Here is a 24938-nt window from a genome sequence, read left to right as displayed (position 1 = left end):
TCGCGGTGTCGCGATCCACCACGGGTCCACTGCCCGCGGCCGGGGCGGCCGCCGTCGGTGCAGGGGCACTGCCGGCCTGCGGCGGCGTGTTCGTGGCCGAGCTGTTGTCGGCAGGCTGGGTGGCGGCGTTCTTCTGCAGTTCCGCCTGGGCCTGCTGCGCGGCGCGCTGCTTCTCCATCTGCGGGATGTTGTAGAAATACTGCCAGGCGATCAGCACCAGGCCTGAGAGGATGACGGCGAGGATGGTGTTGCGATTATCGAGCATCGTTCAAGGTCTCGTCATTCAATTCGGTTGGCGGCTTGTCGCTTGGCGGCTTGCGGTCGGTCTTGACGGCGCTTTCGGAGGCTGCCGGTCGATGCGGCGCAGCGCCGCGCGGAGGTCGTCGAGCATGGAAGCGAAGTCGGAATGAAGCGCGGCCCTGCGGCCGACTAGCACATAATCAGTGTGAGGTCGCATAGCCATGGCCTCCAGCCGCTTCACCAATTCGCGAAGCCGTCGCCGGATGCGATTGCGTTCGGTGGCGGTGCCGTTCTTTTTGGTGACGGTAAAGCCGACCCGGATCGGGCCGTCATCGCTTCGGTCGAGGCTTTGTACCACGAAGGCGGCGCTGGAGGCCCGCGCGCCATTGGCAACAGCGAGGAAGTCCGCCCGCTGCCTTAACCGATCCATGGTGAAAATCCCCGGGAAGCCCGGCTCAGGCGCTCAGGCGCTTGCGGCCCCGGGCGCGGCGCGCGGCCAGCACCTTGCGGCCGCCGGCGGTGGCGAGACGGGCACGAAAGCCGTGACGGCGCTTGCGCACCAGTTTGCTGGGTTGATAAGTCCGCTTCACGGGTCGTTCTCCGCCGGCCGGGCAAACATGCCTGAAAATGAGATAAGTCCGGTGATGCTGGCGGGCCCGAAGCGGGCCGTTTCCGGCCCAAAATGAGCCGCCCCGGTCGAACCGGGTCATCGCGGACAATTGGCGCGGCTTATACGGGAGCGACCGGTTTTCGTCAATCTGGCGGCCTGTCACAATTGAGGCCGCGCGGGCCGTCCGGAAACGGCCGCGACTTGCCCGAATATATCAATGTTTGCGGTGTTTTTCCTTGCGAGAATGGCAGCCGGCCCCTAGCTCACATGAGGGACTGGTGGAACCGGACATTAGCGATCCGTAATTTGACCGTCCCCAGGGCAGACCGCATCTTCGAAACCCTTAAGGCGTCGAAGGCAAACACCGTGTCAGTGACCGAAGACCAGCCCGCAATCGGAACGCCGCGCTCGAAGCCGCCGCGCCGGCTCGGCCTGTCCGGCAAGCTGCTGCTGCTTACCATTCCGCTGGTGATGATCGCGGGAATGATGATCTACGTGCCCGCGATCGCCAATTTCCGGATGAACCGGCTCAACGACCGGCTGGCGGCGGCCAACACCGCAGCCCTGGTGCTCGACGCCGCGCCCTCGGGCATGGTGCCGGATTCGCTGGCGCGGCAGATCCTCACCAGCATCGGCGCGCGCGCGGTCGCCATCAAGATGGGACAGCAGCGCCGGCTGTTGGCGAGCGCCGATTTGCCGCAGGCGATCGATCACGACGTCGACATGCGCGAGATGACGGCGTGGTCGGCGATCGTCGATTCCTTCGAGACGATGCTCGAGAGCGGCAACCAGACCATCCGCGTGGTCGGGCCGGCGCCCGGCGGCGCGCAATTCATCGAGGTCGTGATCGACGAGAAGCCGCTGCGGCAGGCGATGTACCGGTTTTCCCGCAACCTGCTGGCGGTCTCAATGGGGATCGGCGCGCTGACGGCGGGGCTGGTCTATCTGGCGCTGCATTTCCTGTTCGTGCGGCCGATGCGCCGGCTGACCGCAAGCCTGGTGGCCTTCCACGAGAATCCGGAGAGTTCGGCGCGCATCATCGTGCCGAGCCAGCGCGGCGACGAGATCGGGGTCGCCGAGCGCGAACTGAGTGACATGCAGCGCGATCTGGTGTCGATGCTGCATCAGAAGAGCCGGCTTGCGGCGCTTGGCCTGGCGGTCTCCAAGATCAACCACGATCTGCGCAACCTGCTGGCGTCCTCGCAGCTGTTGTCGGACCAGTTGGCCAGTGTGCCCGATCCGCGGGTGCAGCGCTTTGCGCCGAAACTGATGCGCTCGCTGGAGCGGGCGATCGCGTTCTGCCAGTCGACGCTGTCCTACGGCCGCGCCCAGGAAGCCGCGCCCGACCGCCGCATGATGCTGATCGAGCCCGTGGTCGCCGAGGTGCGCGAATCCGCAGGGCTCGCCGCCGACGCCTCGATCACCTGGATCGCCGCGATCGAACGCGGGCTCACGGTCGACGCCGACCCCGACCAGCTGTTTCGGGTGCTGCTCAACCTTGTGCGCAACGCGGCGCAGGCGCTGGAAAACCGCCCCCGCAGCGACGCCGCGACCCAGATCCGCATCACCGGACGTCGCGAAGGCGCGGTCGCGATCGTGGAGGTGTCCGACACCGGCCCCGGCGTGCCGCAAAAGGCTCGCGACCACCTGTTCGAGGCGTTCCAGACCTCCGGCCGCCCCGGCGGCAGCGGCTTGGGCCTGGCGATTGCCGCCGAACTGGTCCGCGCCCATGGCGGCGACATCCATCTGGTCGAGGGGACGCTCGGCGCCACCTTCCGGATCGTGATCCCGGACCGCCCGGTGGAACTGTTGAGCGTCCGCAACGAGCGGGCGCGGGCGTAGAATAACCGCCGACACGCCCCTCTCATAGGTCGTCATTTCCGGGCATCGCAACGCGATGAACCCGGAATCCAGAGGTAATTCGCGCGAGATTCCTTCCTTCGCGCTGCCGCGCGCCCCGGAATGACGTAGTGGCCGCTTGCCCGCCTCCCGGACCTTGCCAATCCGGGCCGGAGCGGGTAGCTAAAGCGCTCTTTCGCGACCTTCCGAACCCTTCCTCGGATGCCGTCGGGCTGTTAAGCCCGCACCTCACGCGAAACACGCGCCCGTAGCTCAGCTGGATAGAGCACTAGACTACGAATCTAGGGGTCAGGAGTTCGAATCTCTTCGGGCGCGCCATTAGCTCTTTGATTTTGTCTCGGATTTTCTGCGATTCTGATGTCCATGACAAATTCCTGAGTATGGGAGCACCAGGGCAATATCATCGAGGCTCTGTCCTCCCAGACAGAGCCTATCGCGCTGAAGCGCCTTGGCGGGTCAATAGTCTTCGAGCATAAGCGCGACGTTGCACACGCCGCGATCCTCAAGATCCGTCTTGACCTCGAAACCCAGTTCCCGGCACATTTTCAGCATGATCGAATTTTCCTGGAGGATCTGGCCGTCTATGCGGCTCAGACCTTCGGACTTTGCATGCTCGATCATCAGTTGCATTAAGTCCCAGCCAAGGCCCTTGCCCTTGATATCCGATCTCAGCAGGATCGCGTATTCGCCGGACTTGCGGAGTGCGTCGGCGTGCAGCCAGACAACGCCAAGCATCTCGCTGCTGGCTTCATCAATGGCGACAAGGGCCGTCACGTGAAGGCCGCCGATATCGATCAGGCCGGCGATGAATTGAGGCGAGAATTCCTTGATGGAATCGAAGAAGCGAAGCCGTAAATCTTCTTTGCTCACATGCGCCAGAAGATCTCGAATCATGAGATCGTCATTCTGCTTGATCGGCCGGACAAATATCCGCCAGCCATCCCCGAGCACAAGATGCCGCTGCCATTGCAGATCGGCCGATCGATCAATTGACATCAGGACACTACTATTGGGTCACCCTCAGCGCTCTGTCGTCTTCTGCTGAATTTAGATACATTCCCGCCATCGGTCCGACCCAGCAAATGTGATCGTGAACCTTGGTGACGCCGGTCACATTCTCGGCCGCGACGATAGCTGCCTGCCGGGATTTCTCGATCGAGCTGATGATGCGATTGCGAATGTGATCGTCGTCAGCGGTAGGGTCCGGCACATCGCGCGTCAGTCCGGCAACGGCCTGAAGCAAATTGGTGCGGGTCACGATCCCGGCCAGCTTGTCTCCGCGCAAGACCGGCAGGCGTTTGACATGGTTGCGCTCCATCAGCTCCACGATGTCTTCGAGCGTCGCATCCTCGGTCACAGTGCAGGATCCGGAGTCATGATCTCCCCCACCTTGCGGCCCCGCTCCCGTACGAAGTCGGAGGCGGCCCTGCCGGGACCGACCAGAAACTTCAGCCAGCGGCCGCGTTTTCGCTGCGTTCCGATTTCGGCACGCCGGATAAAGTCGCGTTGCGAGACGATGCCGACCAGCTTTCCGGCTTCATCGACCACCGGCAGGCCGCTGATGTGTTTATCCAGCATGATGTTGGCCGCATCTACGATCGGAGCGTCAACCGCGATAGTGATGACCTGCCGTGTCATGATCTGATGCGCGCGCATTTTACGATCTCCTAATGGGAATTGAACTGCTTCAGGTGTGGGGGATCCGCAAGGCAAAGCCGGATTGCTTGATGTCAAGGCCAAACCCGGTAATAAGTCCTCAACGCGCCCGCAAGAACACGCCCAATATGAGCAATATTGCTCACGATTCACTCCGCTATCGGTGGTAGCGTCGCCGAAAGCGCGCATATCAACGCTCGGTACAGAGAATCCCGGGAGCGTACTGCGATGGCTCGAACGCTAGGCGCGGGAAGCCGTATTCTCGTAGGCGATCGGACGCGAGAGCGTAAGGACGCCATTATGTTCAGAAAACAGTTCACTGACGTTCAGGACGCCTATGCGCTCGCGCATGCGATCGTGGACACCGTTCGCGAGCCTCTTGTGGTGCTCGACGAACAACTGCGCGTCGTCGCCGCCAGCCGCTCCTTCTATTTGACCTTCAAAGTCAACCGCGACGAAACCCAGGGCAGGCTGCTATTCGAACTGGGCGACGGTGCGTGGGACATTCCAAAACTTCGCTTGCTGTTGGGCAAAATCATACCCGAGCGCGGCGAAATGGAAGACTATGAGGTCGATCACGACTTTCCCGACATCGGGCGTCGTACGATGCTGTTGAATGCGCGAAAGGTGTTCTACGAGGTCGGTTCGCACGCCAATATCATCTTGCTCGGCATTGAGGATGTGACCGGAAAACGCGCGCTGGAACGCGAAAAGGACGAGCTGCTGCAGCAAAAGGACGTGCTGCTCGATGAAATCCAGCACCGTATCGCCAATAGCCTGCAAATTATTGCCAGCATTATTATGCTGAAGGCAAAGTCAGTCGATTCAGAGGAAATGCGCCGTCATTTACAGGACGCGCACACCAGGGTTATTTCGGTTGCAGCCGTGCAACAGCACCTCCACGCTTCTGCAGCCATCGGCTCCATGGAAATGCAGCCTTACTTGACGAGGCTCTGCGAGGCTCTCTCACATTCGATGATTGGCGACGACCGACCGCTCATCCTGAAAGTGGTCGGTGAAGGTGGGATTGCGACTTGCCGCGACGCTGAGAGCCTCGGGTTAATCGTTACGGAACTCGTCATTAACTCACTGAAACACGCATTCACCGATGATAGAAGAGGTGGACAGATCATCGTTGCCTATGAGGTTTCCGGAACCGATTGGAAGCTTTCCGTCGCTGACAACGGTGTTGGGAAACCCGACGGTGTCTTTGCCCAGCCGAAAAGCGGACTGGGAACCGGCATCGTCAAAGCACTTGCAAAACAACTCGGCGCCCAGATTGAAACCTTGAGCGGTCCTCAAGGGACGACCGTGTCGATCACCCACGCTACGTTTGGCGGTCAAGTTGGTCCGAAACTGCATTCCCCGTCTTTGGTCGCTTAACCGAAAGTGCCACAACCATGATTCAAAAATTGACCGTAGTCGTAATCTTCGGATTGCTCGGGGTAGTTGGCGTTGCACATGCAGCCAGCGACGCCACCGCCGGAAAGACCAAGGCAGTCATGTGCGCGGGTTGCCACGGCGAGAAGGGCGAAGGCATCGCGCCGAATCCGAAACTGGCAGGCATGACGGAGGCCGACCTGCTCAAGGCGCTCAAGGACTTCAAGTCCGGCGCCAAGTCCAGCCCCGTCATGAACGGGATCGCGGCTACGCTCAGCGATCAGGATATGGAGAACCTGGCGGCCTACTACGCGTCATTCAAGTGATGCCGGGATAGACTTTGGGATTGCGGCCTTGCGTTCTCACCACGCGAAGGCAAGCGAGGCGCCGATCCTGTGGACGTTGAAATTCGGATTGTTCCAGGCCAACCAGGTCATGTAACCCGCATTGCTGGTGATCGAGTACATGTATGTCTGCATGAAGTCGGTCTGCCAATTGGTGACCCTGTTGTTTTCCCAGGCATAAAGCAGTCGCGCGGTGACCTTTCCGGTCCATCCCATGCTGCGAACAAAATCCTCATCGAACGTGTATTTCGCCGTCGCTTCAAGACGCTGATAGGTGTTGCTGACATCGGGAAACTGGCCCCCCGTTGCGGCGCTCGGGCCCGTCCCGTTGGCAAAAATCAGCGGCTGCGAGTTTATTGCAAACATATAGCTATATGTCAGGCCCACATCGAGTTTGTTCGGAATCACCGCGTGTGTAACCCCAAGCTGGTATGTATGAACGGTATCCACCACATTGGCGGTGTAATAGGCGGTTGGCGCGAACGGCGGCACGCTCTGCCCGGCTGACGAAATCAATTGCTCCTGATGATCGCGCATGTACGACATCACGAACTTCGTATCCGGGCTTGCAACCCAAGCCAGTTCCACGCCCGCCGAGGTGGCCCTGTCGGAGTTCAGGCCGACCTCGGTCGCGGGATCCAGCAGATATTCGTCGTCCCTGATGGCAACGGTTGGCGTCAGGGTGACATTGTGAAACACGTCGACAGCGAGCGACGCCTGAGCCCGGACGCGGTCGCGATTGTCGAACATGAATTGTCGATAGGCTGTCGAGTATTGAGTGACGCCGGCGCCGGCAGGCCACTGCGCCGAGCCGACAAATGCCAGATAGTTGTAATCGTCGTAGCGCCGCTCCGCGGCCAGCACGCTCGCGCGGGCGGTAACCCAATCGATCGGCTTCCAGTCCACGTAGGCCTTGCCTGAGTTCTCCTGTGTGCTGTTGACGTCGGTCCGCACCCAGTCGTAGCGCTCGTAGCCGTACATCGCGCCGAGATTCCACTCGCTCGAGGGACGCCAGTTGATTTCGCTGCCGATGTTCTGCTTGTTGTAGGAAATCGAAATGCTTTGCACCGGCGCAAGGGCGCCAAAGAAGCTTTTGGCTGAAACGGCATCGACCAGCATCCAGTCGGCGAACTTGATTTCGGGCGAGCCGTTATCGAAATCGTAGAAGCGATAGCTGGTCTTGATCTTCAGATCGGGCGTGACTTGCGTCGTGATCACGTTGTTGACCAGGACCGTGTTGATGTTGCCGTTGAGGCTCTGCGCCGGCAAGGCCGCGACCGAGTTCACGGGAATGCCGGGAATACCGCCCCATCCCGGGGGCACGCCGCCGGTGGTGGTGAAGGGCGTCAGGGTGAACGGCTGAAATTGCTGGTTCTGCCGCATGTTGGTGTAGGCAATAGTTTGCATGTAGCGGCTGTTGAAGGGGAGGTCGACACCTGTCGTCGCGGACGCGCCGTTGGCCTGATTGTTCGGCCAGGAGGACATCAATGCGGTGGGCGCCGAAGGAGAGAAAGACGGCGCGCAGACGACGTTGACTGCTCCGCTGGGGCAGAAGGGATTTTCAACCGTGTAGGAGCTGGCATTGTCCGTGTAGGTCGAACCGCTATAGGCTACTTTCACGTTGTATTTCTGATTCCAGAACGAGGTACCGGCATACTCGCCGCTGGCGCCATAGTTTTGCGTGGTATCCGAGACGGGCTTCGGTACGTCGACCCGCACGCCGGCGGTGGAGGGGCTGAAGAGGACTGCATCGGGTTGGGTGCCGGTTCGCCGTGTGCTCGAGTAGTCGGCCCGGAAGTCCCAATGGTCATCCGGCGTGTAGCGATAATCCACCGAGACGGTGTCACGCCGGATGCCGATATCGGTCTGGTGTGTATTGCTTGCAATGTCCTGCTGCAGCTTGGCGGCGTTGGCGGGCGTTATCGGAAAACCGCAACCGGCTGGCCCCGGAGTGCAGCCTGCGTCGCCGAACATCTGGTTCGACAATCCCGACGGCAATGTCAGGCTCGTGGAGCCCACGCCGTTATACAGGGTTTGCGCGCTTGTGCTGTAGACATGCGGGATCTGGTCCCAACCGATTCCGACATAGAATCGGCCCGCCTTCGACGCGTCGAGCTGGTATTGCTGGTCGCTGTAGCCGACGTTCTTTGCCCAGGCATCGATCTGATACAAGCCATCGTTGCTGCCGGTTGATGCCCATCCTCCCAGGAAGGGACCTGGCTTCAGCGTGCTGTATTCGTAGTACTTCGCGAGACTCTGGCCACCGAGTGCGGTCACGCCGTCCCGCTGCGGGTTGTTGAGGAATTCGCGGACGCCTGTTTCTGCGTAGTAGTGATACCACCAACCCGGCGCCGACGGTGGAAGTTCTGCAGGATAAAACGCGACATCCGCCGCCGACGCGCGGTTCCCCGCTGACCAGGCAAGCGCGCCCAGCAACGTTGCCGCGATTGCGATAAGCACCCTCAGTGTGGCCTTCATCGCCTTGATCCCGTCGCTCGCGCGCGCCTTTCCGCTGGGTCATTCCACAATTCAAAGTTCGACTTGGCACCTATCTTTGGAGCAGCGCTCCCGAAGGACTGTTGCTTCCGTGAATTGCGACATGGCAGTTCTGGCACGAGCGGCCGAATGTCTCGACGGCCATAGGCCCGTTGGTCAGGGCTCCATGACCGAAGCCGTGGCATTCGGCGCACAATCGCGGTCGCGACACTTTCAGCATGTATTCGTTGTTGCTGCCGTGCGGATCGTGGCAGCTCAGGCAATTCTCCCGCACCGGCGCGTGCTCGAACAGGAACGGACCGCGCTTTTCGGCATGACACCTGTAGCAGGTGTCGTTGATCGAATTTTCCTTCAACAGCGCTTCTGTCGCGCTGCCGTGCGGGTTGTGGCAATTGGAGCAGGTGATCTTGCCTTCGCGCAGCGGCATGTGCGACGAACGGAGAATCTGCGCGCGCCGGTCCTTGTGGCACTGGAAGCAGGTATCCATTTCCATCTCGGTCTTCAGCGCCGCTTTGCGCGATACCGGTCTCATCACGGTATGGCATTCGGTGCAGGCAACAGCTCGGGTCTCGTGTGTGCTGCCGTTCCAGTAAGTCCGCTCCCCGCGCTCGTGGCAGCCGAGGCAAATCGCGTTGTTGAGTTCGACCTTGCGGGAAGGGTCGTCCTTCCGGAACGACACGATGCCGCCGGGACTGCTGCCATCCGCGGGTCGGGAGTAACTGACGAGAGCGGGCACAGGCCCCCCTTGTATCCGTCCCGCGTCTCTTGGCTGCTCGGGTGCCAGACTGGCGTAGTAGCTGGCGACGTCCCTGATCGTGCGCTCGTCGAGTGAGGCGACCAGCCCATTGCGAACCACGACCGGCTCGCGCCCGCCTGCGGGACTTTGCACCGCGTTCGGCTGACCCGAGCGGGCCGGCACAAGACTGGCAAAGTAGCCCGCAATATCGTCCGCGGTGCGATCATCGAGCGATGCGAGCAGCTTGTTCTCGGTCAAGAGCGGTTCACGGCTCGAGGCGGGAGCCTGTGGGCTGCCGGGAAGCGGAGGCTGCGCGGGAGCAAGGCTGGCGTAATAGGTTGCGATATTGTCGATGGCCGTCGCATCAAGAGCTGCGACCATTCCCTTCATCATGGCGTTGTCGCGCGAACCATCCTTGTAAGCCTTCAGCGCGTCGGCGAGATATCTTGCGTCCTGGCCGGCAAGGCTCGGCCAGGCCGGATTCGCGCTCACGCCCAGCGGGCCGTGGCATCCCGCGCAAACCGCGCTGGCGGCCTTGCCGGCGGCGGCATCGCCCAGCGGCGGGGTCTCCGCCCGGGCCGGGACTTGCCGCCCATAGAAGTTGGCAATGTCGTTAAGCTCGGACTCGCTGACGTCGGCGAGAAGAGCGTTCATGACGGCGTGTTTGCGCTGGCCGGCGCCGTAGGCTTTCATGGCAGCCACGAGGTACGGTGGAGCAAGCCCGGCAAGGCTCGGAACGCCTGGCTTGTTGCTGATGCCACGCTCACCGTGGCAGGCGGCGCACGCAACAATCTTGTGGCGCGCCCCGTCTCTGTAGGCCTTGATCGCCGCACTCAAATATCGTGCGTCCTGGCCGGCAAGGCTCGGAAACGCATTTGACACACTGCCTTCCGCCTCGCCATGACATCCCGTGCAGAGAGAGGCGGCAGTTTTGCCGGCCGAGGGATTTCCGAGTCCAGGTGTTTGTGCCGTGGCCGGAGCTTGCCGCGCATAAAAAAGCGCAAAGCTGTTGAGCTGGCCGTCATCGACACCCGACAGGAGGGCCTTCATCACCCCGTGCCTGCGCTCACCCGAGGCATACTCCTTCATCGCCGTCACGAGATATTGCTGACCTATGCCGGCAAGGTTCGGTATTCCCGGTTTCCTGCTGATGCCGCCCTCGCCGTGGCATCCGGCGCAGGCGATCACCTTGCTGCGCGTTCCGCTCTTGTAGGCGCCTATTGCGTCGGCGAGATACTGCGCATCCTGGCCCGCAAGGCTCGGCCACCACGCAGGCGAGATGCTGATACCGAGTTCGCCGTGACAGCCGGCGCAAAGGGCGGTGGCGGCCTTGCCGGCGGCGACGTCACCTATCGGCGGGGTTTTCGCCCGGTCGGCCGGCTGTCGCGCATAATAGGACGCGATATTGTGGATTTCCGCCTCTCCCAGACCGGAGAGTACCAGCCTCATCAAGTCGTGCCGGCGCTGGCCGGTCACGTAAGCCCTCATCGCCTGCGCGAGATATTGCGGGTCTTGTCCGACGAGGCTTGGTATTCCAGCCCGTTTGGTGATGCCGCCTTCGCCGTGACAGGCCGAACATCCGACCGCCTGAACATGCGCCGAGCCCGGGCCGTGGCAGTTCTCGCAATCGAATTTCGCCGGCTGGGTTTTGCTGATCCTCCCCATCAAGGTCTGGCCGAACGTCTCGGCCTGGACCGCATGACAGTACAGACAGGTCTGAGACCCCATTCGATGGGCATCGGTGAAGGATGGACCCTGTCTTGCGGCCGGTGGCACCGGTCTCGCCGGACTGGTGTCCGGCACCGCATCGGGAGCGGGAGTTGGTTGCGCCTGCTTTCGAAGCATCTCGCGCAAGGCGTCAAATGCGTTATCCGATTTCGCCAACCGGATCGTCGAATCCGCCGGCCTGGGAGAATCGCCTGCTATCTCCTGAGCGTAGTCACGCAGTGCAGCCAACTCTGGATCGCCGAAATGGCCGCTGACATGCGAACGCAATTCCGAGTCAGGTCGCTCAGCGGCTGCCGAAGCCGGCGGAAGGGCGGCGGCGACCTCTACGCGGCCAACTTGAGGGTGAACCCAGCCAGGGTCGCTCTCCGTTGTATCGGACGGCTGTCCCACCCCGATTTCGGAAGCGTATTCGCTTAGTGCGGTAAAATCGGCATTCTCAAAATTGGGATGTGGGCTGCCATGGCTTGCTACAGGCCCTGACGGCTCAGGGCCGATCTGCCGGACATACTCCGTCAGCGCCGCAAAATCCGCGATTCCTGCGTGCGGGTCGGGACCATCGGTGCCGTGATGGACAGCAAAAGATTCCTCTCGCTGGTCCCCGGCATAGACCAGGGGCGCGAAGGCGAGCAGCACAGAAAAAACCGCTCCTGCGAGAGCCGCTGGAATCCAGCCCAGCCCAGCGAGATGGCCTGCAAATTCAGCAGCAAGAGCGCCTCTCGAACGCTGCATGACGTTTTCCCTCGGCCAAACGCAACGATATCGCCCTGGCCAAGGGTTGCGCGAAGAAAACATTATCGCCAATCAACTTTTGCGAGAGTGTGCTTTTCCTGCAACGTGGCCTTGTCAAGGCACAGACGATCTGCGCAGTCGCTCCACGAGGGAAGCCTCGCAACCGTTAGACGCAAGCCCGGCGTCGAAAGTCCTAACATCGAGAACGCAGAACCGTGGACCTTAAAACATCAGAGCAATTTATCTCGGTCGCCGACCTGGTCCGGCCGCGCCAGCGATGGATCGTGGTCTCGCTGACACCGAGTTCACCCGCCAGTTCCGCCACCGGCTTCTTGCTGCGCTGGATGTAGGATCGGGTCCTTTGGAGCGGTGATCGCATTGGCGTGCAGAGCTAGCTCCACGACACAACGCGCCCCTCAATGTGACGGATGCCCCTTCTACACCGATTCCATCAACCCAATCTCCCGGGACCAAACACTTTCGCAGGGACGGCATCTTACCCTCGTCCCGCCGCTGCAATGACGACGGCACCAGTACCGGTTCCAGCGCCGGAATTAGCCGCGTGGGTCCGCATGCCGCGAGAATCGCGCGGTAGACCTGCTTGGTGGCTTCGACGATATGGACGCCTGCGGAGGCATCAAACAGACCAGCCAACAAAAATTACTCAATCCAATGTTGCAAAAAAGCATTTAGAGTGGGAACATCGATCCAGATCGTTCTGCAAGGGAATTGCCCCTTGAACAGGCCTCAGGGTACTAGCAAGCATTTCTCTTGCCTAACCGAAAGGGCTACAACCATGATTAAGAAATTGATCGTAGTCGGGGTCTTCGGATGGCTCGGGGTAGTTGGTGTTGCACACGCAGCCAGCGACGCCGCCGCAGGAAAGACCAAGGCCGTCTTGTGCGCCGGTTGCCACGGCGAAAAAGGCGAGGGCGTTGCGCCAAATCCGAAACTGGCCGGTATACCGGAGGCCGACCTGCTCAAGGCGCTCAAGGACTTCAAGTCCGGCGCCAAGTCCAGCCCCATAATGAACGGCATCGCGGCTACGCTCAGCGATCAGGATATGGAGAACCTCGCCGCCTACTACGCCTCATTTAAGTAATCGCGCCTAAGTAATCCCGTCCCGGGAGACACGCATGAGCGAACCATCGACCGCTTCCACTCCATCCGAGAGCACTGTGAGGCGGTTGTGGAGGGTCCTCTGGAGCCCCAGCGTCCGCTTTTCACTCGCAGGACTGCTGATTGTCGGCGGCCTCGCGGGCGTCATGCTGTGGGGCGGCTTCAACTGGGCACTTGAACTGGCCAACACGGAATCCTTCTGCATCTCGTGTCACGAGATGCGCACGAACTATGCCGAGTTGCAGAATACGATTCACTACAAGAACAGATCCGGCGTTCGAGCGACTTGCCCGGATTGTCACGTGCCCAAGGAATGGATCTACAAGGTCATGGCCAAGATCGAGGCCACCACGGATCTCTATCATCACATCATGGGAAGCATCGACACGCCGGAGGAGTTCGAAGCGAAGCGAGCGGTGCTCGCCCAGAGAGTCTGGACCACCATGAAGGAGACCGACTCCCTCGCCTGTCGCAACTGCCATTCGACCGACTCGATGGACCCCCACAAGCAGTCACCGGCGTCGCAAGTCATGATGCTGGCGCTGAAGAGCGGCGCGACCTGCATCGATTGCCACAAAGGCATCGCACATCATCTGCCGAAGTAGCGTGACTCAGCGGAAGATCGGCACCGTAGTCCTTACCGGGAACATTGTCGGCAACCCGACATTTGCGAGAGTGTGGTTTCTCTGCAACAAACGGAGCGCATCGAGCGAGAATGACCAGGCGCTGCGCGTCCTGATTGGCTGAGTCGGAATACGCCAGCAGAGCCGCGCCTCCATCCAGCAAACGTCAGATGCCTGCATGCTGTGGCATCGTCGCGAGGGCGATTTCCGCAAAATCCGAATCGACGCTAGGATGAGCGGGTGCCCGCGAAGCCGAATGCCCGTTTCACCGGCTCGATCCACATTTCCCACAGTGAGACAAAGATCTGAAAGGCCAGCGCCAGGCCCATCAAAGCTCCGCCGCCGATCACGATATAGGCGAATATCGGACTGAAATACCTGGTAGCCCACCAGGAACCGATATCCATGACGATCGTGACATACGGAAGGACAACGAGGCTGACGCGAAGCCAAATCGGCGCACTGCTCAGACTAAAAATTGCGCCAGTGAGCAAAAATATGATGCTGATTCCGAACAGATGGATGTGCGACACGCGCGCCAACTGAGCGACACTGGGGCCGGGATCTTGCTGCACGATCTTGGCCACTTCCTCATAGTTCGTGAGCGGTGGAATCGGCAATCCCGATTTCGGATTGTGGCAGCCTGCGCAATTTGCGGTGAAGATCGGTGCGACGCTGGCGAAATCTTCGGCCCGACCGCCTCTGTCCAACCATTGAAATATCCTGGTCCGGTCATCAGGCGACAATCTGTTCGACATCGGCCCCAGCAGCGCCGCCTCGAGGCGCGTTCCGCGAGGCGCTCCGTGATATATTTGGCTTATCCCCTCAACAACGCTCTGCCCAAGCGCTTTGTGCGGTTCGATATCGACAAAGTACAGCAGCGAAAGCGCCGTGAGATATCCGATACCGATCATGATCAGGAAACTGCTGAACAGCGCCCGGAAGACGACAGGCAGACTGCGTAAGGTGGTCATTGGCATGCTTCCTTGAAGATTGACGGGCAGGTTCAATGGAAGCGTGCCCTCAATTTGACGCCGGTATCGGCATCGACTTGCGCCGGGTAGGCGACAACGCCGCGGCTGCGGCAACGCCGAATAGCAGTTTCGAGATCAGACTGACGGAATAAGGTACGATCTGAACGAAATGCGGATCGATCAGCGGCAGAATGATCAAGAAATTGATTGCCCATACGGCGGCCAATGCAACGGGCATAACCGCGTAGGGGTTGGCCCGCGTCGGCCAGCGCCGCGAGAGCGCTGTCCATGAGAAGGCGAGGGCGATTCCAAGCACCGCCGCCAACATCATGTGAATTGTGACCCCGAATGCGGCCGGGCTGCCTTGCAACAGCAAATTGACCCCGGTTGCCGTTGTCACATCTCGCGCCACGGACGCGGCGTCTGTGCCGGTAACCGAGGCATAGACGAAAATCCAGATGATCTCCGCGATGCCGCCCGCCGCACCAGCGACAACGCCGCGACCTGCGATACGGGCTAAGGATCGTCTATTCATTGTGCTAACCTCGATAATCTGGAGAATTTCTTTGACTTGTCGTCTTTTGCTCGGACGAAGGGGCTGACTTTCATCGCAGCTCCATCCGGGGATCACATCCAACGGTCAAGCAACATTGCTGCTCAGTTGTCTTTTGCGCCCTCGAAAATCCACGTCCAGATGTTATTGAGAACACAACCCGGCAACGGCTTGTGCCCGAGCGGCATGCGTATTTTGGAAGACGTCCGCCCATATAGGAGCGCGATGAGGCTGCTTGTGTCGGGTTGTCCGGGAATGACGACCGCTCCGAATTTGGTCCCCTTCATCAAACCGGCGTAACTCGTGAGATCAACTCCGCTCGTCTCATAGCCTTGTCCACCGGGCTGGTGGCAAGACACACACCAGCCTTTGAAGATTGGGACAATGTCATCTGCATAACTCAACGCCGGCGGCGCCGCGCAGACTTGTCGAGTCGGCACAATTGCTGATGTTCCCACAAGCAATAGTCCACTCGCGATGACGATGATCGCACTAAGGCTCTGCCTGATCATATTGCCTCCCCTAAAGGCGCCTCGGGCGCAAGCGTCGGCAATTCCGGCCTCGTACGACGAGGCCGTCCAGAAGTTTGATATTTCGGCTTACGCGAAGGGTCCGGCTTGCGTTCGGTCGGTGGTGGCGCGCAACGGACAAAAACAACTACCATGTCCGGTGCCCGACATAAAGCTAAAACTTCCGGTGGCTCCGAAAACCTGGAAAACTGACCACCGCAGGCACCATCACCGAGCTTGGGCTCGACGTCGTGGCGACAACTCGTCGCCCGAAACCTGTTTCGATTCAGGGTGGGGTTGGCCTCAATCTGGTTTTTGGCCTCGAAGAATTGCAGTACCGCTTTCTGCGTTGAGGTATGCCTGCTTGGGGCTCGGCATTTCACCCCGTCACCGATCCTTCACCGTTTGCTGACAATTCGCAAAAGCAACGATTCGGGGGCGTTTGAAATTGCAGTTCGGTTTGTTTTTCGGCGACGCCTAGGGGGGGCAGGAGTTCGAATCTCTTCGGGCGCGCCATTTTGTCACGACTCAGAACAAGATGCGGGGCTTGACGCCACAAACGCTCTGCACGAGCATATTCCGTCTGTACTACGTCAGGTGTCGCTTCGAAGGCCGCCGTAACCGAGCGGTTTTCGCGCCGACATGTCGGGCGAGTCCGTCGTGCGCACCAGCAGCAAGGGCGCAAGTTCGCCGTCGCGTGGGCTGGCCGATCGAACCGGTGCGAGCGATGCAGCACTCGTTCATGTTGGGTGTGTCGGTCAGGAGGATTCCATGCAAAGCGAGAACAACAAAAGAAACGGCGCGCGACGGAAACAAGCTTTTGCGGCTCTTTGGGCCGCGGCGGTGATTACGGGTGTCAGCACCTGGCCGGCGGAGGCGGCACCCTTCGCCTATGTAACGGCTGGTCATGATGACGTCGTGGTCATCGACACGGCCACCAATTCAGTGGTGGCCTCGGCCCAGATTTCCGGTGACGGGCGCGGGCTTGCCGTTACCCCGGACGGAAAATTTGTCTACGTGACGAACACCGACGTCAACTCTGTTGATGTGATCAGTACGGCCAGCAACGTGGTGGTCGGCACTATTCCGGTGGGTCTTGCTCCCGCTTGCGTAGCCATCACTCCGGATGGAAGACTCGCCTATATTTCCAACTTCAACTCGAACAGTGTCTCGGTGATCCAGGCGAGCGAAAATAGACCCCCAAGATTGATAGCCACGGTCCAGGTCGGGGCCAGACCCATGGGGCTAGCCGTTTCGCCGGATGGACAACGCGTCTACGTGGCGAACAGCGCTTCCCCGGATGTCTCGGTTATCAATACCGCCCCCGGTTCTACACTCGCAACGATCCCGGTTGGCGGCGCCCCGTCGACGAACGGTTCCCCAATGGTCGTGGTAAGCCCGGATGGGAAACGCGCTTACGTGGGGGAACTCGCTGCTGTATCGGTGATCGACACGGCCAGCAACACGGTGGTGGCGAACGTCAGCGGGGTGTCCGGGCCCTCGGGGATGGCCATCACTCCGGATGGGAAGCGCGTTTATGTGGCGAACAACAACAACGCGGTTTCTGTGATCGACACGGCTTCAAACACGGTGGTGGCAACGGTCGCCGGGTTACATAACCCGATAGGGCTGGCCATGACGCCGGACGGCAAGAAGGTCTATGCGGCGGGCCAGGATCAAGCCGGTAATTTCGGCACTGTCTGGGTAATCGACACGGCCGCCAACAATGTGTCGGCGACGCTAACAATTGAGAAGGCTCCCCACGGAGTCGCCATCGGGCCGTCGCCCTAGAATAGCGAATCCAGGGGTCAGGAGTTCGAATCTCTTCGGGCGCGCCATTTCGTACAGAACCGGGCACCTCCAACACAGCCGATTGCGCGCTCGATGCGCGCGCCGCGCCTTCCCAAAATCAATGTGCAGCCAAACATTTGCGCCCCAAATCGACCGCAGCGACATCGTCCCGTTTTTGTTGCCGTCCTGAAGTTCACCCCTCGCGATAGCGCGTCGCGAGATGTGATACCGTGGTCGCCGAACACGGCACGATGGCGGGGAACATGGCATTGAAGCTTGGCATCTACCTGAACTCGCAGCACCCGGCAGGCGATGATCCTGCCCGTCGTTTCGCCGAAACGGTGGAGCAAGTGCGCCTTGTTCGTTCGCTCGGGTTCGACTCGATCTGGGCCGGCGAGCACCACATCACCCCGGGCTTCCACTTCTTTCCACAGCTGCCGCTGCTGCATCGGCTCGCCGGGGAAGCCGAGGGCCTGTGGATCGGGACCAACGTCACGTTGCTGCCGCTGCACAATCCGGTCGAACTGGCGGAAGCCGGTGCCTTTCTGGACGTCATCACCGGCGGCAAGTTCCTGCTTGGCGTCGGACTCGGCTATCGGCCCGAGGAGTTCCAGATATTCGGGGTGCCCGTGTCGGAGCGCGTGAGCCGGTTCATTGAGGCCGTCGAGATCATCCGGCGGCTGTGGAGCGAAGACCGGGTCACGCATTCCGGACGCCACTGGCAATTCAGCGACGCCGCCATTGCACCGCGCCCGCTGCAGGCGCCGCGCCCGCCCATCCTTATTGGCGCGCAAGTGGACGCGGCCATCGCGAGGGCGGCCAGGATCGGCGACGGCTTGCTTTCGGTGCCGACAGTCACGCTCGACCAACTCGACGCGCAGATATCGAAGTTCAAGTCCGCGCGGTCCGCGACCAAGCTGCCGCCCGGGGAGCATTTTTGCCGACTGCTCGAGGTGGGCTGCGCGGCCGATGACGATACCGCGATCCGCCGCTCGGCCCCGTTTCTCATGGAGAAATACAAATCCTATGTGTCGTGGGGCCTGGAGGGACTCACGCTCGATCTGAACGCCGCCCCCGAGCAACAGTTCCGCGCGCTGGCGTCCAAGCGTTTTGCGGTGGGCGCGCCCGCAAGCGTCATCGATATGCTGGTCGCCCAGCATCGCTGCGGTATCAACCACCTCTCGATGCGTGTGAGTTGGCCGGGGATGGGCCAGGACGAGATCCTCGCCAGCATCGAGCTTCTTGGCCGCAAGGTTCTTCCCGCCGTGCGGCAGCGAACCGCCGCCGCGGGGCCATCAAGCCCAAACGCCTGAGCGAAAACGCGCCCGTGGCTATAGGCGATGCGCAGGTTGTTGAGTTCATATTGCCGGTGGTAGCATTAGGTGGCAGCGATAAAGCGTGCAGCCATGCTAATTTCTTTTCCTCCGTTTTCGCAGGCTGTCGATGGCGCTTGAAGTAGAAGCCCTGATTGAGCTGCGCCGCCGTGTCGAGTCGCTCCGCGCCTCGGCTTGCGGCTTGGCGAACGCAGCTGCAACTACACCCGCTCAGTGCGAGTCTTCCTCGAGATCGGTCCGATGCGCATAGAGCCCTATGCGGTCCGGCCACGCTTCGGGATGCGCGTGGAACGCCGTTCGCATCGTTGTATCGGGCCGGTTGACGTCGGCGACGGACATCACGCGCGGGCCGTCGTCGCCGACGACCGCTGCGCTCTGCGGACGAACGATGCAGGCGTGGCCGGGAATCTGATGCAGCTTTCCGTCCGACTTTTTAACCGGCGGAGCCTTGTAGACGGCGACGACGAGCCGCCCCAAATTAGCGGCCTCGACTGCGGCCTTGAGGGCTCCGGCGGTTCCGCTCGAGCCGAGCGCGATCCAGCCTGAGTCCGCGGCCGTGGGGCCGGGATATGTCGCCTCGCCCGCGAGCCAAGCGGCCTGCGCGTTGGCGAGCAACTCCTGGCTGTGATGGGGAGGGCGCAAGAGGTAGATGTCGAGCATGAGGGCGACCGCGGCGATGAAGGCGCTGCAATGCGTCTCGGCCATGGGACCCTGGCCTTCCGGAGCGTTCTGCTGCCCTGTCTGCCAGACGATGCGATGATGGTGGATCCAGCGGGTCGTCACGGGTAGGCCGTCCAGGAACTCGGCTAAACGAGGCCCACCGGCCGGCGTGTAACCCGGCGCCGGGCCTGCGCCGCCTTTCGCCTCGATGGGATCGGACATTTTTTCCTCCGCTCTGGTTTTGATTCCGCCGCGCCACAGGGCCGCTCCATAGGGCGCGCCCGATCCGGCTCTTTTGCCTGTCTCATTATTATTCTTGCAGACTGTGTGAAAACTCCGTGTTGTGGCGTTCAAGCCGTAAATTTCGAGGCCTGTAGCGCTGCGGCACGCGCTCGCATAGGCTTTGATCGTAACTTGAGCCCTCGTTAGCCCGCGGCATCATGCACGAATATGGCACTCGCGCAATGCGTGCGTCGCGCATATAACGCGCGTCGAATTGCCGCGATAAAGCTCGGAGAGTTTACTATGTCCGTCACGATCCCGCATCAGCTCTACACCGCCGAGGATTTATTGGGAGGATTCAACCCATGGGACCCAATGGGCTACGCGCTCTCGCACGACTTCTCGATTTACCGGGAGTTCGTTGCAAATGGCGGGCCGTTACCCGCCTCTCTCGCAATCAGCGCTGAGCAAGCAGCGCATGATGCCGCAATGGCCGATGCGTTGCGCGGCTTCCTGAAGACCGTTCAGCGACCGCTGGTGGGAATCATGGGAGGACACAGCCTTCCAAGAAACCACCCCGCCTACGCGGCGATCGCTCATCTCGCCCGCGACCTAGCGCGGGCGCATTTTCTACTCGTCACGGGAGGTGGCCCCGGCGTGATGGAAGCGGGGCATTTAGGAGTAGCATTCTCGTCCTTTGATACGGCGGGACCGCTCGACGATGCGATCGCCCAGATGGGCAAGGTCCCAAAAGCCCCGGAACTCGATGAACTCTTTGCGGCGGACTGGACGATCAAAGAGGAAAAGTTGGGCGCAATTGCGCAGGCGCGCGATTGGCTAAAAATATCGCTTGAGGTCCGGGCAAAAGCGCCCGCCATCCTGCCCGTGAGCTTGGCAATTCCCACGTGGATCTATGGAGCCGAGCCGACGATGCCGTTTGCCACACATTACGCGAAGTATTTTCAAAACAGCTTGCGCGAAGAAGCGCTTGTCAACAATTCGCGTGCGGGCATCATTTACGGTCGCGGTGGCGGCGGCACGATCCGCGAAATTTTCCAAGATGTTGAGCGAAACTACTACGTAAAAAAACTCAAACAACTGACGCCGATGATTTTTTTCGATCGCGACGACTATTGGCGCGTCGATCCGGACATCGGCGCGACCGGCGCGACGAAGCCTGGCATCAAAGTCGATCCAATGGTTCGCAATATCCTGACCTTCGGCCTCGTGTCTCCGGATCGGTCTAAGGAGGAGGTTGATGCATGCCTTGACCAGAAACTACTTTTTACGACCGATCACGCCACCATCATCGCAGCGTTACGCGAGCACGAAGAAACCTCTCAGCGCAACCTAACTTTCGCGCTTGCCGCCGAGCCTTTGAAAATCAGCACACTGCGAATGAACCGCCGGTAGTCCACAACGGTCATCTATCCAGTGGGTACTACGTAAAAAACGTCCAACAAATTGTCCAACGAGACTCTTATTCTGTTATGTAATCTATTGATTTTAATAAGATAACCAGACGGCGCGAAGCGCTTCGGGCGCGCTAAATTGCCACATTCAGAATAAAACTTGCGAACATTCTGCGTGTACTCATCCTCTTTGTTTCTGGCAGGCTGTCGATGGCGCCTCAAGTAGAAGCCCTGATTGCGCTCCGCCGCCGTGTCGAGGCGCTGCGCTCCTCGCCGTGCGGCATGGCGCATGAAAGCATTCCGGCCGGTCCGGACGGCGATCCGGTGCGGAGCACGCGCAGCCCTTCCGGCTTTGCGCGCGTCGGCCTCTGCTCCGAGGTTGTGCGTGTCGCAAACCTCGCCTGCAGTCACACCATGGCGCGCTACGTGTTGCGCGATGCGATCATGCAGCTGCCGGGCGAGGGCGACGAAGCCGTACTTGCCGCGCTGCATGAACTCGAACAGACGGTCAGCCTGCTCGACCATCGCCGCTACGACGCGGAAAGCCGGCGCGCCGGCGCCAGGTTGGCTGGGGCGAACGACGCGCCGGGCGAACGCGAAATCGCCATTCTCACCGCCGAACACCGCGCCTGTGTGGTGCGCGCAGGCGAACTCCGCGACGACGTGCTACGCCGCATCGACGATGCACTCGGGGCGGCCGGGGCAGACACGCCGCCGCAGCCATCCAGGACTGGCGTGCAATCCCCTCCATCCAGATCATTTCGGAGATCGCCATGAGCGTTGAAGTCGAATGGGCACGCATGACCGCGCCGGAGCTGCGCGAGATCGCCGCGCGCGAGGGGGCGCTGGCGATCCTGCCCGCCGGCTCGCTGGAACAGCATGGCCCGCATCTGCCTGTCATCACCGATACCGCGAGCGCCAGCGCCGCCGCGATTGCGGCCGCCCGGTTGGTGGCGGAGGATTCAAATCTGGTACCGGTCGCGGTGTTGCCCGGCCTTTGGCTGGGTTTGAGCGAGCATCATTTGCCTTTCGGCGGCACGATCAGCGTGGACTATGCCGCTTATCGCGCGATCCTTGAAAGCATCGTGCGGTCGCTTCGCGCGTTGGGCTTTGCCCGCTTGCTGATCGTCAACGGCCATGGCGGCAATATCGATCCGCTTGCGGTGGCATCGCGCGAACTGGCGGTGGCCTACGACTTTCCAATCGTGGCCACGACGCCATGGTTCCTGGCGCCCGCGAAGATCGCGGCGATCTTCGAGTCCGACACCGCTCCGAAACATGCTTGCGAGGGCGAAACCTCGGTCATGATGGCGATCGCGGGGGACATCGTGAAAGAGCACAAGCTCGATGAGGCGATGCAGCAGGCGCCATCCCCGATCCGACCGCCGGCAGGATTCTCGCGGTTCTATTCCTTCTCCGAACGCGCGCCGATCACCGGCACCTGGGGCGACCCGCGGACCGCGTCAGCCGAAAAGGGCGCGCGTTTCCTTCGCGTGCAGGCCGAGGCCTTGGCCGAAGCGATCCGCGACCCGGTGCTGTGGTCTCGCCCGGATCCGGTGTGGCGACCGGGCCGCGGGCAAAAGACCACGGCCGGCAAGGAAGATTAATGCCTGGCGGTTGCGGCGTCCCCTTGGGCGGTAGAGCCGGCTTGTAGAGCCGTAGGGCGGATTGGAGCCGAAGGCGTAATCCGCCGTCTTGCCTGGACGACCAATAGCGCTACGCAAATCTTTTGCTAACGAGCGACTCGACAACCCGCGATAATCGGCGGTCGCCGAGGCGACGGTCCTTCAAGGCGCCGGAGTTCTCAAGGTCTGGATCGGCGGATTACGCCTTCAGCTCCAATCCGCCCTACGCGCTGCGCTGAACCGGTGGTACTCCGCAACACCTGGGTCAAATCGAGATGTTGGTTCCATTTGGGAATCGAGCAGGCTGCCGGGCAGGCTTATAGTGAGCGAGTATCAAAATCAAAAACTGACTTGACGAGGATATTATGCGCATTTCAAAGCCGATCCTCTCGGTAACCGTTGCGGCGGCAACTTTGTTCGGCATCGGTGCGGCGTCAGCCGCCGATCTTCCGGCCCGGATGTACACCAAAGCACCGGCCGTCGTTGCTGCGCCGATTTATGATTGGAGCGGCTTCTACATTGGTGTCGATGGCGGCGGCGGTTGGGCTCGCAAGTGCTGGGACGCCACGAGTATTGGGGGTGGAGGAATAGTGACGGTCATTGCTCCTGCAGTTCACGAAGGCCGCAGCACCGCGAGCGGCGGCATGGCCGGCGCTCAGGCTGGTTACCGTTGGCAGCGAAGCGCCTGGGTATTCGGTCTGGAAGCAAAAGGCGACTGGGCCAATTACCGTGGCAGCAACCCCAGCCTGTTTTTCGGACCTGCAGTGACCGATCAATCCAGGGTCAACGCCATCGGGCTCTTCACGGGCCAGATCGGCTATGCGATCAACAACGTCCTGATCTACGGCAAGGGCGGCGCCGCCGTTGCGGCCGACAAGTACACCGGTATTTTCACCGTTCCCGGAACCGCGTTCGATACCGCATCTGAAACCCGGGTCGGCGGCTATGCCGGAGTGGGCGTCGAATTTGGCATTATCCCGAACCTGTCGGTTGCGGGCGAATACGGTCACGCATTCATGGGCTCGAACACCGTCAACTTCACCGCCACCGGCCTGACCGCTCCGGTTGGGACATTTTCACGGAGCGACCGCATCCAACAGGACATGGACATCTTCACGGTACGTGTGAACTACCGTTTCGGCGGCCCGGTCGTCGCCAGATACTGATCGCCTTTCTCTCGACGACTCAAAAGGGCCTCGACTTTGGCCGGGGCTTTTCTTGTTGTGAAGGAAATCAGGGCGGATGTCAGGTTCGGGGTCAAAAGCCGAAATACTCGCTGCGAACAATTGCCGTCCGCTGTTCCCCAACGACAGACATGAAGCGACGGCAGCAGCACGCCCGTTCCGCGAAAGACGTCCACGCGGTTCCGCTAAGCAGCATCGCGACCAGAAAGCGTTGCTTCACTTCGCCTCGGTCTCAACGCATCCTTCCATGATGCTGTCGATCTCGGCGCGCGACAGCACGCCGATCTCGGCAACGAAGACGATCCGTGTCCGCGGCATTCCCGCTGTCGGCGTCCCGGCCGGTGCCAGCGTCGCCCGCCCGCCGGCAAACTGAAACACCATCGACCTGCCGGGCTGCTCCACGGGTTCGAACAGCCCCTTCGCCCGCGCCAGTTTCGGCGCGAGCCGGCCGATCGCCTGCTGTAATCGCGGCAACGACACCGGCTGTTCCGACGTCCAGCTCAGCGTCTCGAACCGGTCCGCCGCCGGCCGCGGCCGCCCCGGCTCGCGCGTCACAGGCGCACGATCCACGTCTGAGGGAAAAAGTAGCGCTGCGGGAATCTCGCCATGCGGCGCATCGACCAACACCGCCGCCGGACGGATCGCGCGGATAGCATCGCGCACCCGCGCCTGGTCGGCCGCGTTCGCCAGGTCGACCTTGCTCAGCGCCACCACGTCGGCCGCCCGTATCTGGGATCGCAGCAGCGCATCATCCAGCATGGTCGCGGGCGTCGTCGCGTCGACCACGCACAGCACCGTTTCCAGCGGCGCCTCGCGCCAGATCACCGGGTCCATGAGGTTGCGCACGATGTCCGTCGGATCGGCCACGCCGCTGGTTTCGATCACGATGAGTTCGGGGCGCGGATCACGTCGCAGCAGGCCGGCCAGCGTGCGCAGCAGGTCGCTTTGCAGCGAGCAACAGATGCAGCCATTGCTCAGGCTCACCACGCCGTCAGTGGCGCCCGTGATCAGCTCCGCATCGATATTTATCGCGCCGAAATCGTTGACGACGGCGGCAATTCGCCTGCCTCCGGCGTGCGCCAGCAGATGGTTCACGACCGTGGTCTTGCCCGCCCCGAGGAAACCGGTCACCAGCATAACCGGGACGGACATT

General features: G+C 61.1%; 21 protein-coding genes, 2 tRNA genes and 3 pseudogenes. 13 read left to right on the top strand and 13 right to left on the bottom strand.

Features of this window, described 5'->3' with window-relative positions; all coding sequences use genetic code 11:
• The 3 genes and pseudogenes from VK804_RS15350 to rpmH form a co-directional block, all read right to left on the bottom strand.
• Window positions 1-265, bottom strand: a pseudogene (locus VK804_RS15350) (membrane protein insertase YidC); the annotation flags it as partial.
• A gap of 18 nt (window positions 266-283) precedes the next feature.
• Window positions 284-670 (bottom strand): ribonuclease P protein component, encoded by a 387-nt coding sequence (gene rnpA, locus VK804_RS15345; RefSeq protein ID WP_325371666.1) that lies wholly within the window; start codon window positions 668-670, stop codon window positions 284-286.
• A gap of 25 nt (window positions 671-695) precedes the next feature.
• Complete coding sequence (gene rpmH / locus VK804_RS15340; RefSeq protein ID WP_008542748.1) at window positions 696-830, bottom strand: 50S ribosomal protein L34; 135 nt, start codon at window positions 828-830, stop codon at window positions 696-698.
• Between the two features lie 386 nt (window positions 831-1216).
• Between rpmH and VK804_RS15335 the strand changes: the two genes are divergently transcribed.
• Together VK804_RS15335 and VK804_RS15330 are read left to right on the top strand one after the other, a co-directional pair.
• Window positions 1217-2692: an ATP-binding protein gene (locus VK804_RS15335; protein ID WP_414642788.1), complete on the top strand. Its 1476-nt coding sequence runs from the start codon at window positions 1217-1219 to the stop codon at window positions 2690-2692.
• Between the two features lie 259 nt (window positions 2693-2951).
• Window positions 2952-3028: transfer RNA gene (locus VK804_RS15330), tRNA-Arg, on the top strand.
• 138 nt (window positions 3029-3166) lie between these two features.
• On the opposite strand, the gene VK804_RS15325 is transcribed toward VK804_RS15330, so the two are convergent.
• Both VK804_RS15325 and VK804_RS15320 read right to left on the bottom strand, forming a co-directional pair.
• Entirely contained in the window at window positions 3167-3706 is a 540-nt protein-coding gene (locus tag VK804_RS15325; RefSeq protein ID WP_325371664.1) for a GNAT family N-acetyltransferase, read from the bottom strand.
• Between the two features lie 10 nt (window positions 3707-3716).
• Window positions 3717-4366, bottom strand: a pseudogene (locus VK804_RS15320) (CBS domain-containing protein).
• 300 nt (window positions 4367-4666) lie between these two features.
• Between VK804_RS15320 and VK804_RS15315 the strand changes: the two are divergent.
• Window positions 4667-5749, top strand: coding sequence for a sensor histidine kinase (locus tag VK804_RS15315; RefSeq protein ID WP_325371663.1), 1083 nt, complete (start codon window positions 4667-4669; stop codon window positions 5747-5749).
• Between the two features lie 17 nt (window positions 5750-5766).
• Window positions 5767-6072: a cytochrome c gene (locus VK804_RS15310; protein ID WP_325371662.1), complete on the top strand. Its 306-nt coding sequence runs from the start codon at window positions 5767-5769 to the stop codon at window positions 6070-6072.
• A gap of 36 nt (window positions 6073-6108) precedes the next feature.
• Here VK804_RS15310 and VK804_RS15305 read toward each other — a convergent pair whose 3' ends face one another.
• The 3 genes and pseudogenes from VK804_RS15305 to VK804_RS15295 all read right to left on the bottom strand — a co-directional run.
• Window positions 6109-8568 (bottom strand): MtrB/PioB family outer membrane beta-barrel protein, encoded by a 2460-nt coding sequence (locus VK804_RS15305; protein ID WP_325371661.1) that lies wholly within the window; start codon window positions 8566-8568, stop codon window positions 6109-6111.
• 70 nt (window positions 8569-8638) lie between these two features.
• Window positions 8639-11050, bottom strand: coding sequence for a DmsE family decaheme c-type cytochrome (locus tag VK804_RS15300; RefSeq protein WP_325371660.1), 2412 nt, complete (start codon window positions 11048-11050; stop codon window positions 8639-8641).
• Between the two features lie 1236 nt (window positions 11051-12286).
• A pseudogene (locus VK804_RS15295) lies at window positions 12287-12409 on the bottom strand (methyltransferase type 11); the annotation flags it as partial.
• A 166-nt stretch (window positions 12410-12575) separates the two neighbouring features.
• On the opposite strand from VK804_RS15295, the gene VK804_RS15290 reads away from it, so the two are divergent.
• Together VK804_RS15290 and VK804_RS15285 are read left to right on the top strand one after the other, a co-directional pair.
• A complete protein-coding gene (locus VK804_RS15290; protein ID WP_325371659.1) occupies window positions 12576-12881 on the top strand; it encodes a cytochrome c in 306 nt (101 codons plus the stop codon).
• Window positions 12882-12915: 34 nt separating this feature from the next.
• Window positions 12916-13503: a NapC/NirT family cytochrome c gene (locus VK804_RS15285; protein ID WP_325371658.1), complete on the top strand. Its 588-nt coding sequence runs from the start codon at window positions 12916-12918 to the stop codon at window positions 13501-13503.
• Between the two features lie 245 nt (window positions 13504-13748).
• On the opposite strand, the gene VK804_RS15280 is transcribed toward VK804_RS15285, so the two are convergent.
• The 3 genes from VK804_RS15280 to VK804_RS15270 are packed head-to-tail and all read right to left on the bottom strand — an operon-like array spanning window position 13749 to window position 15560.
• Window positions 13749-14495, bottom strand: coding sequence for a hypothetical protein (locus VK804_RS15280; protein WP_325371657.1), 747 nt, complete (start codon window positions 14493-14495; stop codon window positions 13749-13751).
• A 49-nt stretch (window positions 14496-14544) separates the two neighbouring features.
• Window positions 14545-15132: a hypothetical protein gene (locus tag VK804_RS15275; protein ID WP_325371656.1), complete on the bottom strand. Its 588-nt coding sequence runs from the start codon at window positions 15130-15132 to the stop codon at window positions 14545-14547.
• Between the two features lie 20 nt (window positions 15133-15152).
• Window positions 15153-15560: a c-type cytochrome domain-containing protein gene (locus VK804_RS15270; protein WP_325371655.1), complete on the bottom strand. Its 408-nt coding sequence runs from the start codon at window positions 15558-15560 to the stop codon at window positions 15153-15155.
• A 435-nt stretch (window positions 15561-15995) separates the two neighbouring features.
• Between VK804_RS15270 and VK804_RS15265 the strand changes: the two genes are divergently transcribed.
• The 3 genes from VK804_RS15265 to VK804_RS15255 all read left to right on the top strand — a co-directional run bounded on the left by VK804_RS15265 (window position 15996) and on the right by VK804_RS15255 (window position 18661).
• Window positions 15996-16073, top strand: a tRNA-OTHER gene (locus VK804_RS15265).
• 255 nt (window positions 16074-16328) lie between these two features.
• On the top strand, window positions 16329-17348 hold the full coding sequence (locus tag VK804_RS15260; RefSeq protein ID WP_325371654.1) for a beta-propeller fold lactonase family protein: 1020 nt from the start codon (window positions 16329-16331) through the stop codon (window positions 17346-17348).
• A gap of 230 nt (window positions 17349-17578) precedes the next feature.
• The gene (locus tag VK804_RS15255) at window positions 17579-18661 is read left to right on the top strand and encodes an LLM class flavin-dependent oxidoreductase (protein WP_325371653.1); all 1083 of its coding nucleotides are present in this window, start codon (window positions 17579-17581) and stop codon (window positions 18659-18661) included.
• A gap of 231 nt (window positions 18662-18892) precedes the next feature.
• On the opposite strand, the gene VK804_RS15250 is transcribed toward VK804_RS15255, so the two are convergent.
• Window positions 18893-19564 (bottom strand): hypothetical protein, encoded by a 672-nt coding sequence (locus VK804_RS15250; protein WP_325371652.1) that lies wholly within the window; start codon window positions 19562-19564, stop codon window positions 18893-18895.
• A 303-nt stretch (window positions 19565-19867) separates the two neighbouring features.
• On the opposite strand from VK804_RS15250, the gene VK804_RS15245 reads away from it, so the two are divergent.
• The 4 genes from VK804_RS15245 (at window position 19868) to VK804_RS15230 (ending at window position 23767) form a co-directional block, all read left to right on the top strand.
• Window positions 19868-20977, top strand: coding sequence for a hypothetical protein (locus tag VK804_RS15245; protein ID WP_325371651.1), 1110 nt, complete (start codon window positions 19868-19870; stop codon window positions 20975-20977).
• Window positions 20978-21186: 209 nt separating this feature from the next.
• Window positions 21187-21753 carry a hypothetical protein gene (locus VK804_RS15240; RefSeq protein WP_325371650.1) on the top strand — a complete coding sequence of 189 codons (567 nt, stop codon included), beginning with the start codon at window positions 21187-21189 and terminating at the stop codon, window positions 21751-21753.
• The gene (locus VK804_RS15235) at window positions 21750-22583 is read left to right on the top strand and encodes a creatininase family protein (RefSeq protein ID WP_325371649.1); all 834 of its coding nucleotides are present in this window, start codon (window positions 21750-21752) and stop codon (window positions 22581-22583) included. The genes VK804_RS15240 and VK804_RS15235 overlap by 4 nt, the downstream gene beginning before the upstream one ends.
• Before the next feature lie 383 nt (window positions 22584-22966).
• Window positions 22967-23767, top strand: coding sequence for an outer membrane protein (locus VK804_RS15230; protein WP_325371648.1), 801 nt, complete (start codon window positions 22967-22969; stop codon window positions 23765-23767).
• Between the two features lie 234 nt (window positions 23768-24001).
• On the opposite strand, the gene VK804_RS15225 is transcribed toward VK804_RS15230, so the two are convergent.
• Entirely contained in the window at window positions 24002-24937 is a 936-nt protein-coding gene (locus tag VK804_RS15225) for a GTP-binding protein (RefSeq protein ID WP_325371647.1), read from the bottom strand.
• Between the last annotated feature and the right edge of the window lies 1 nt (window position 24938).

Source organism: Bradyrhizobium sp., from assembly GCF_035484855.1.
GTDB lineage: Bacteria > Pseudomonadota > Alphaproteobacteria > Rhizobiales > Xanthobacteraceae > Bradyrhizobium.
The sequence above is the reverse complement of the archived record's forward strand: the minus strand, read 5'-3'. Positions and strand labels throughout refer to the sequence as shown.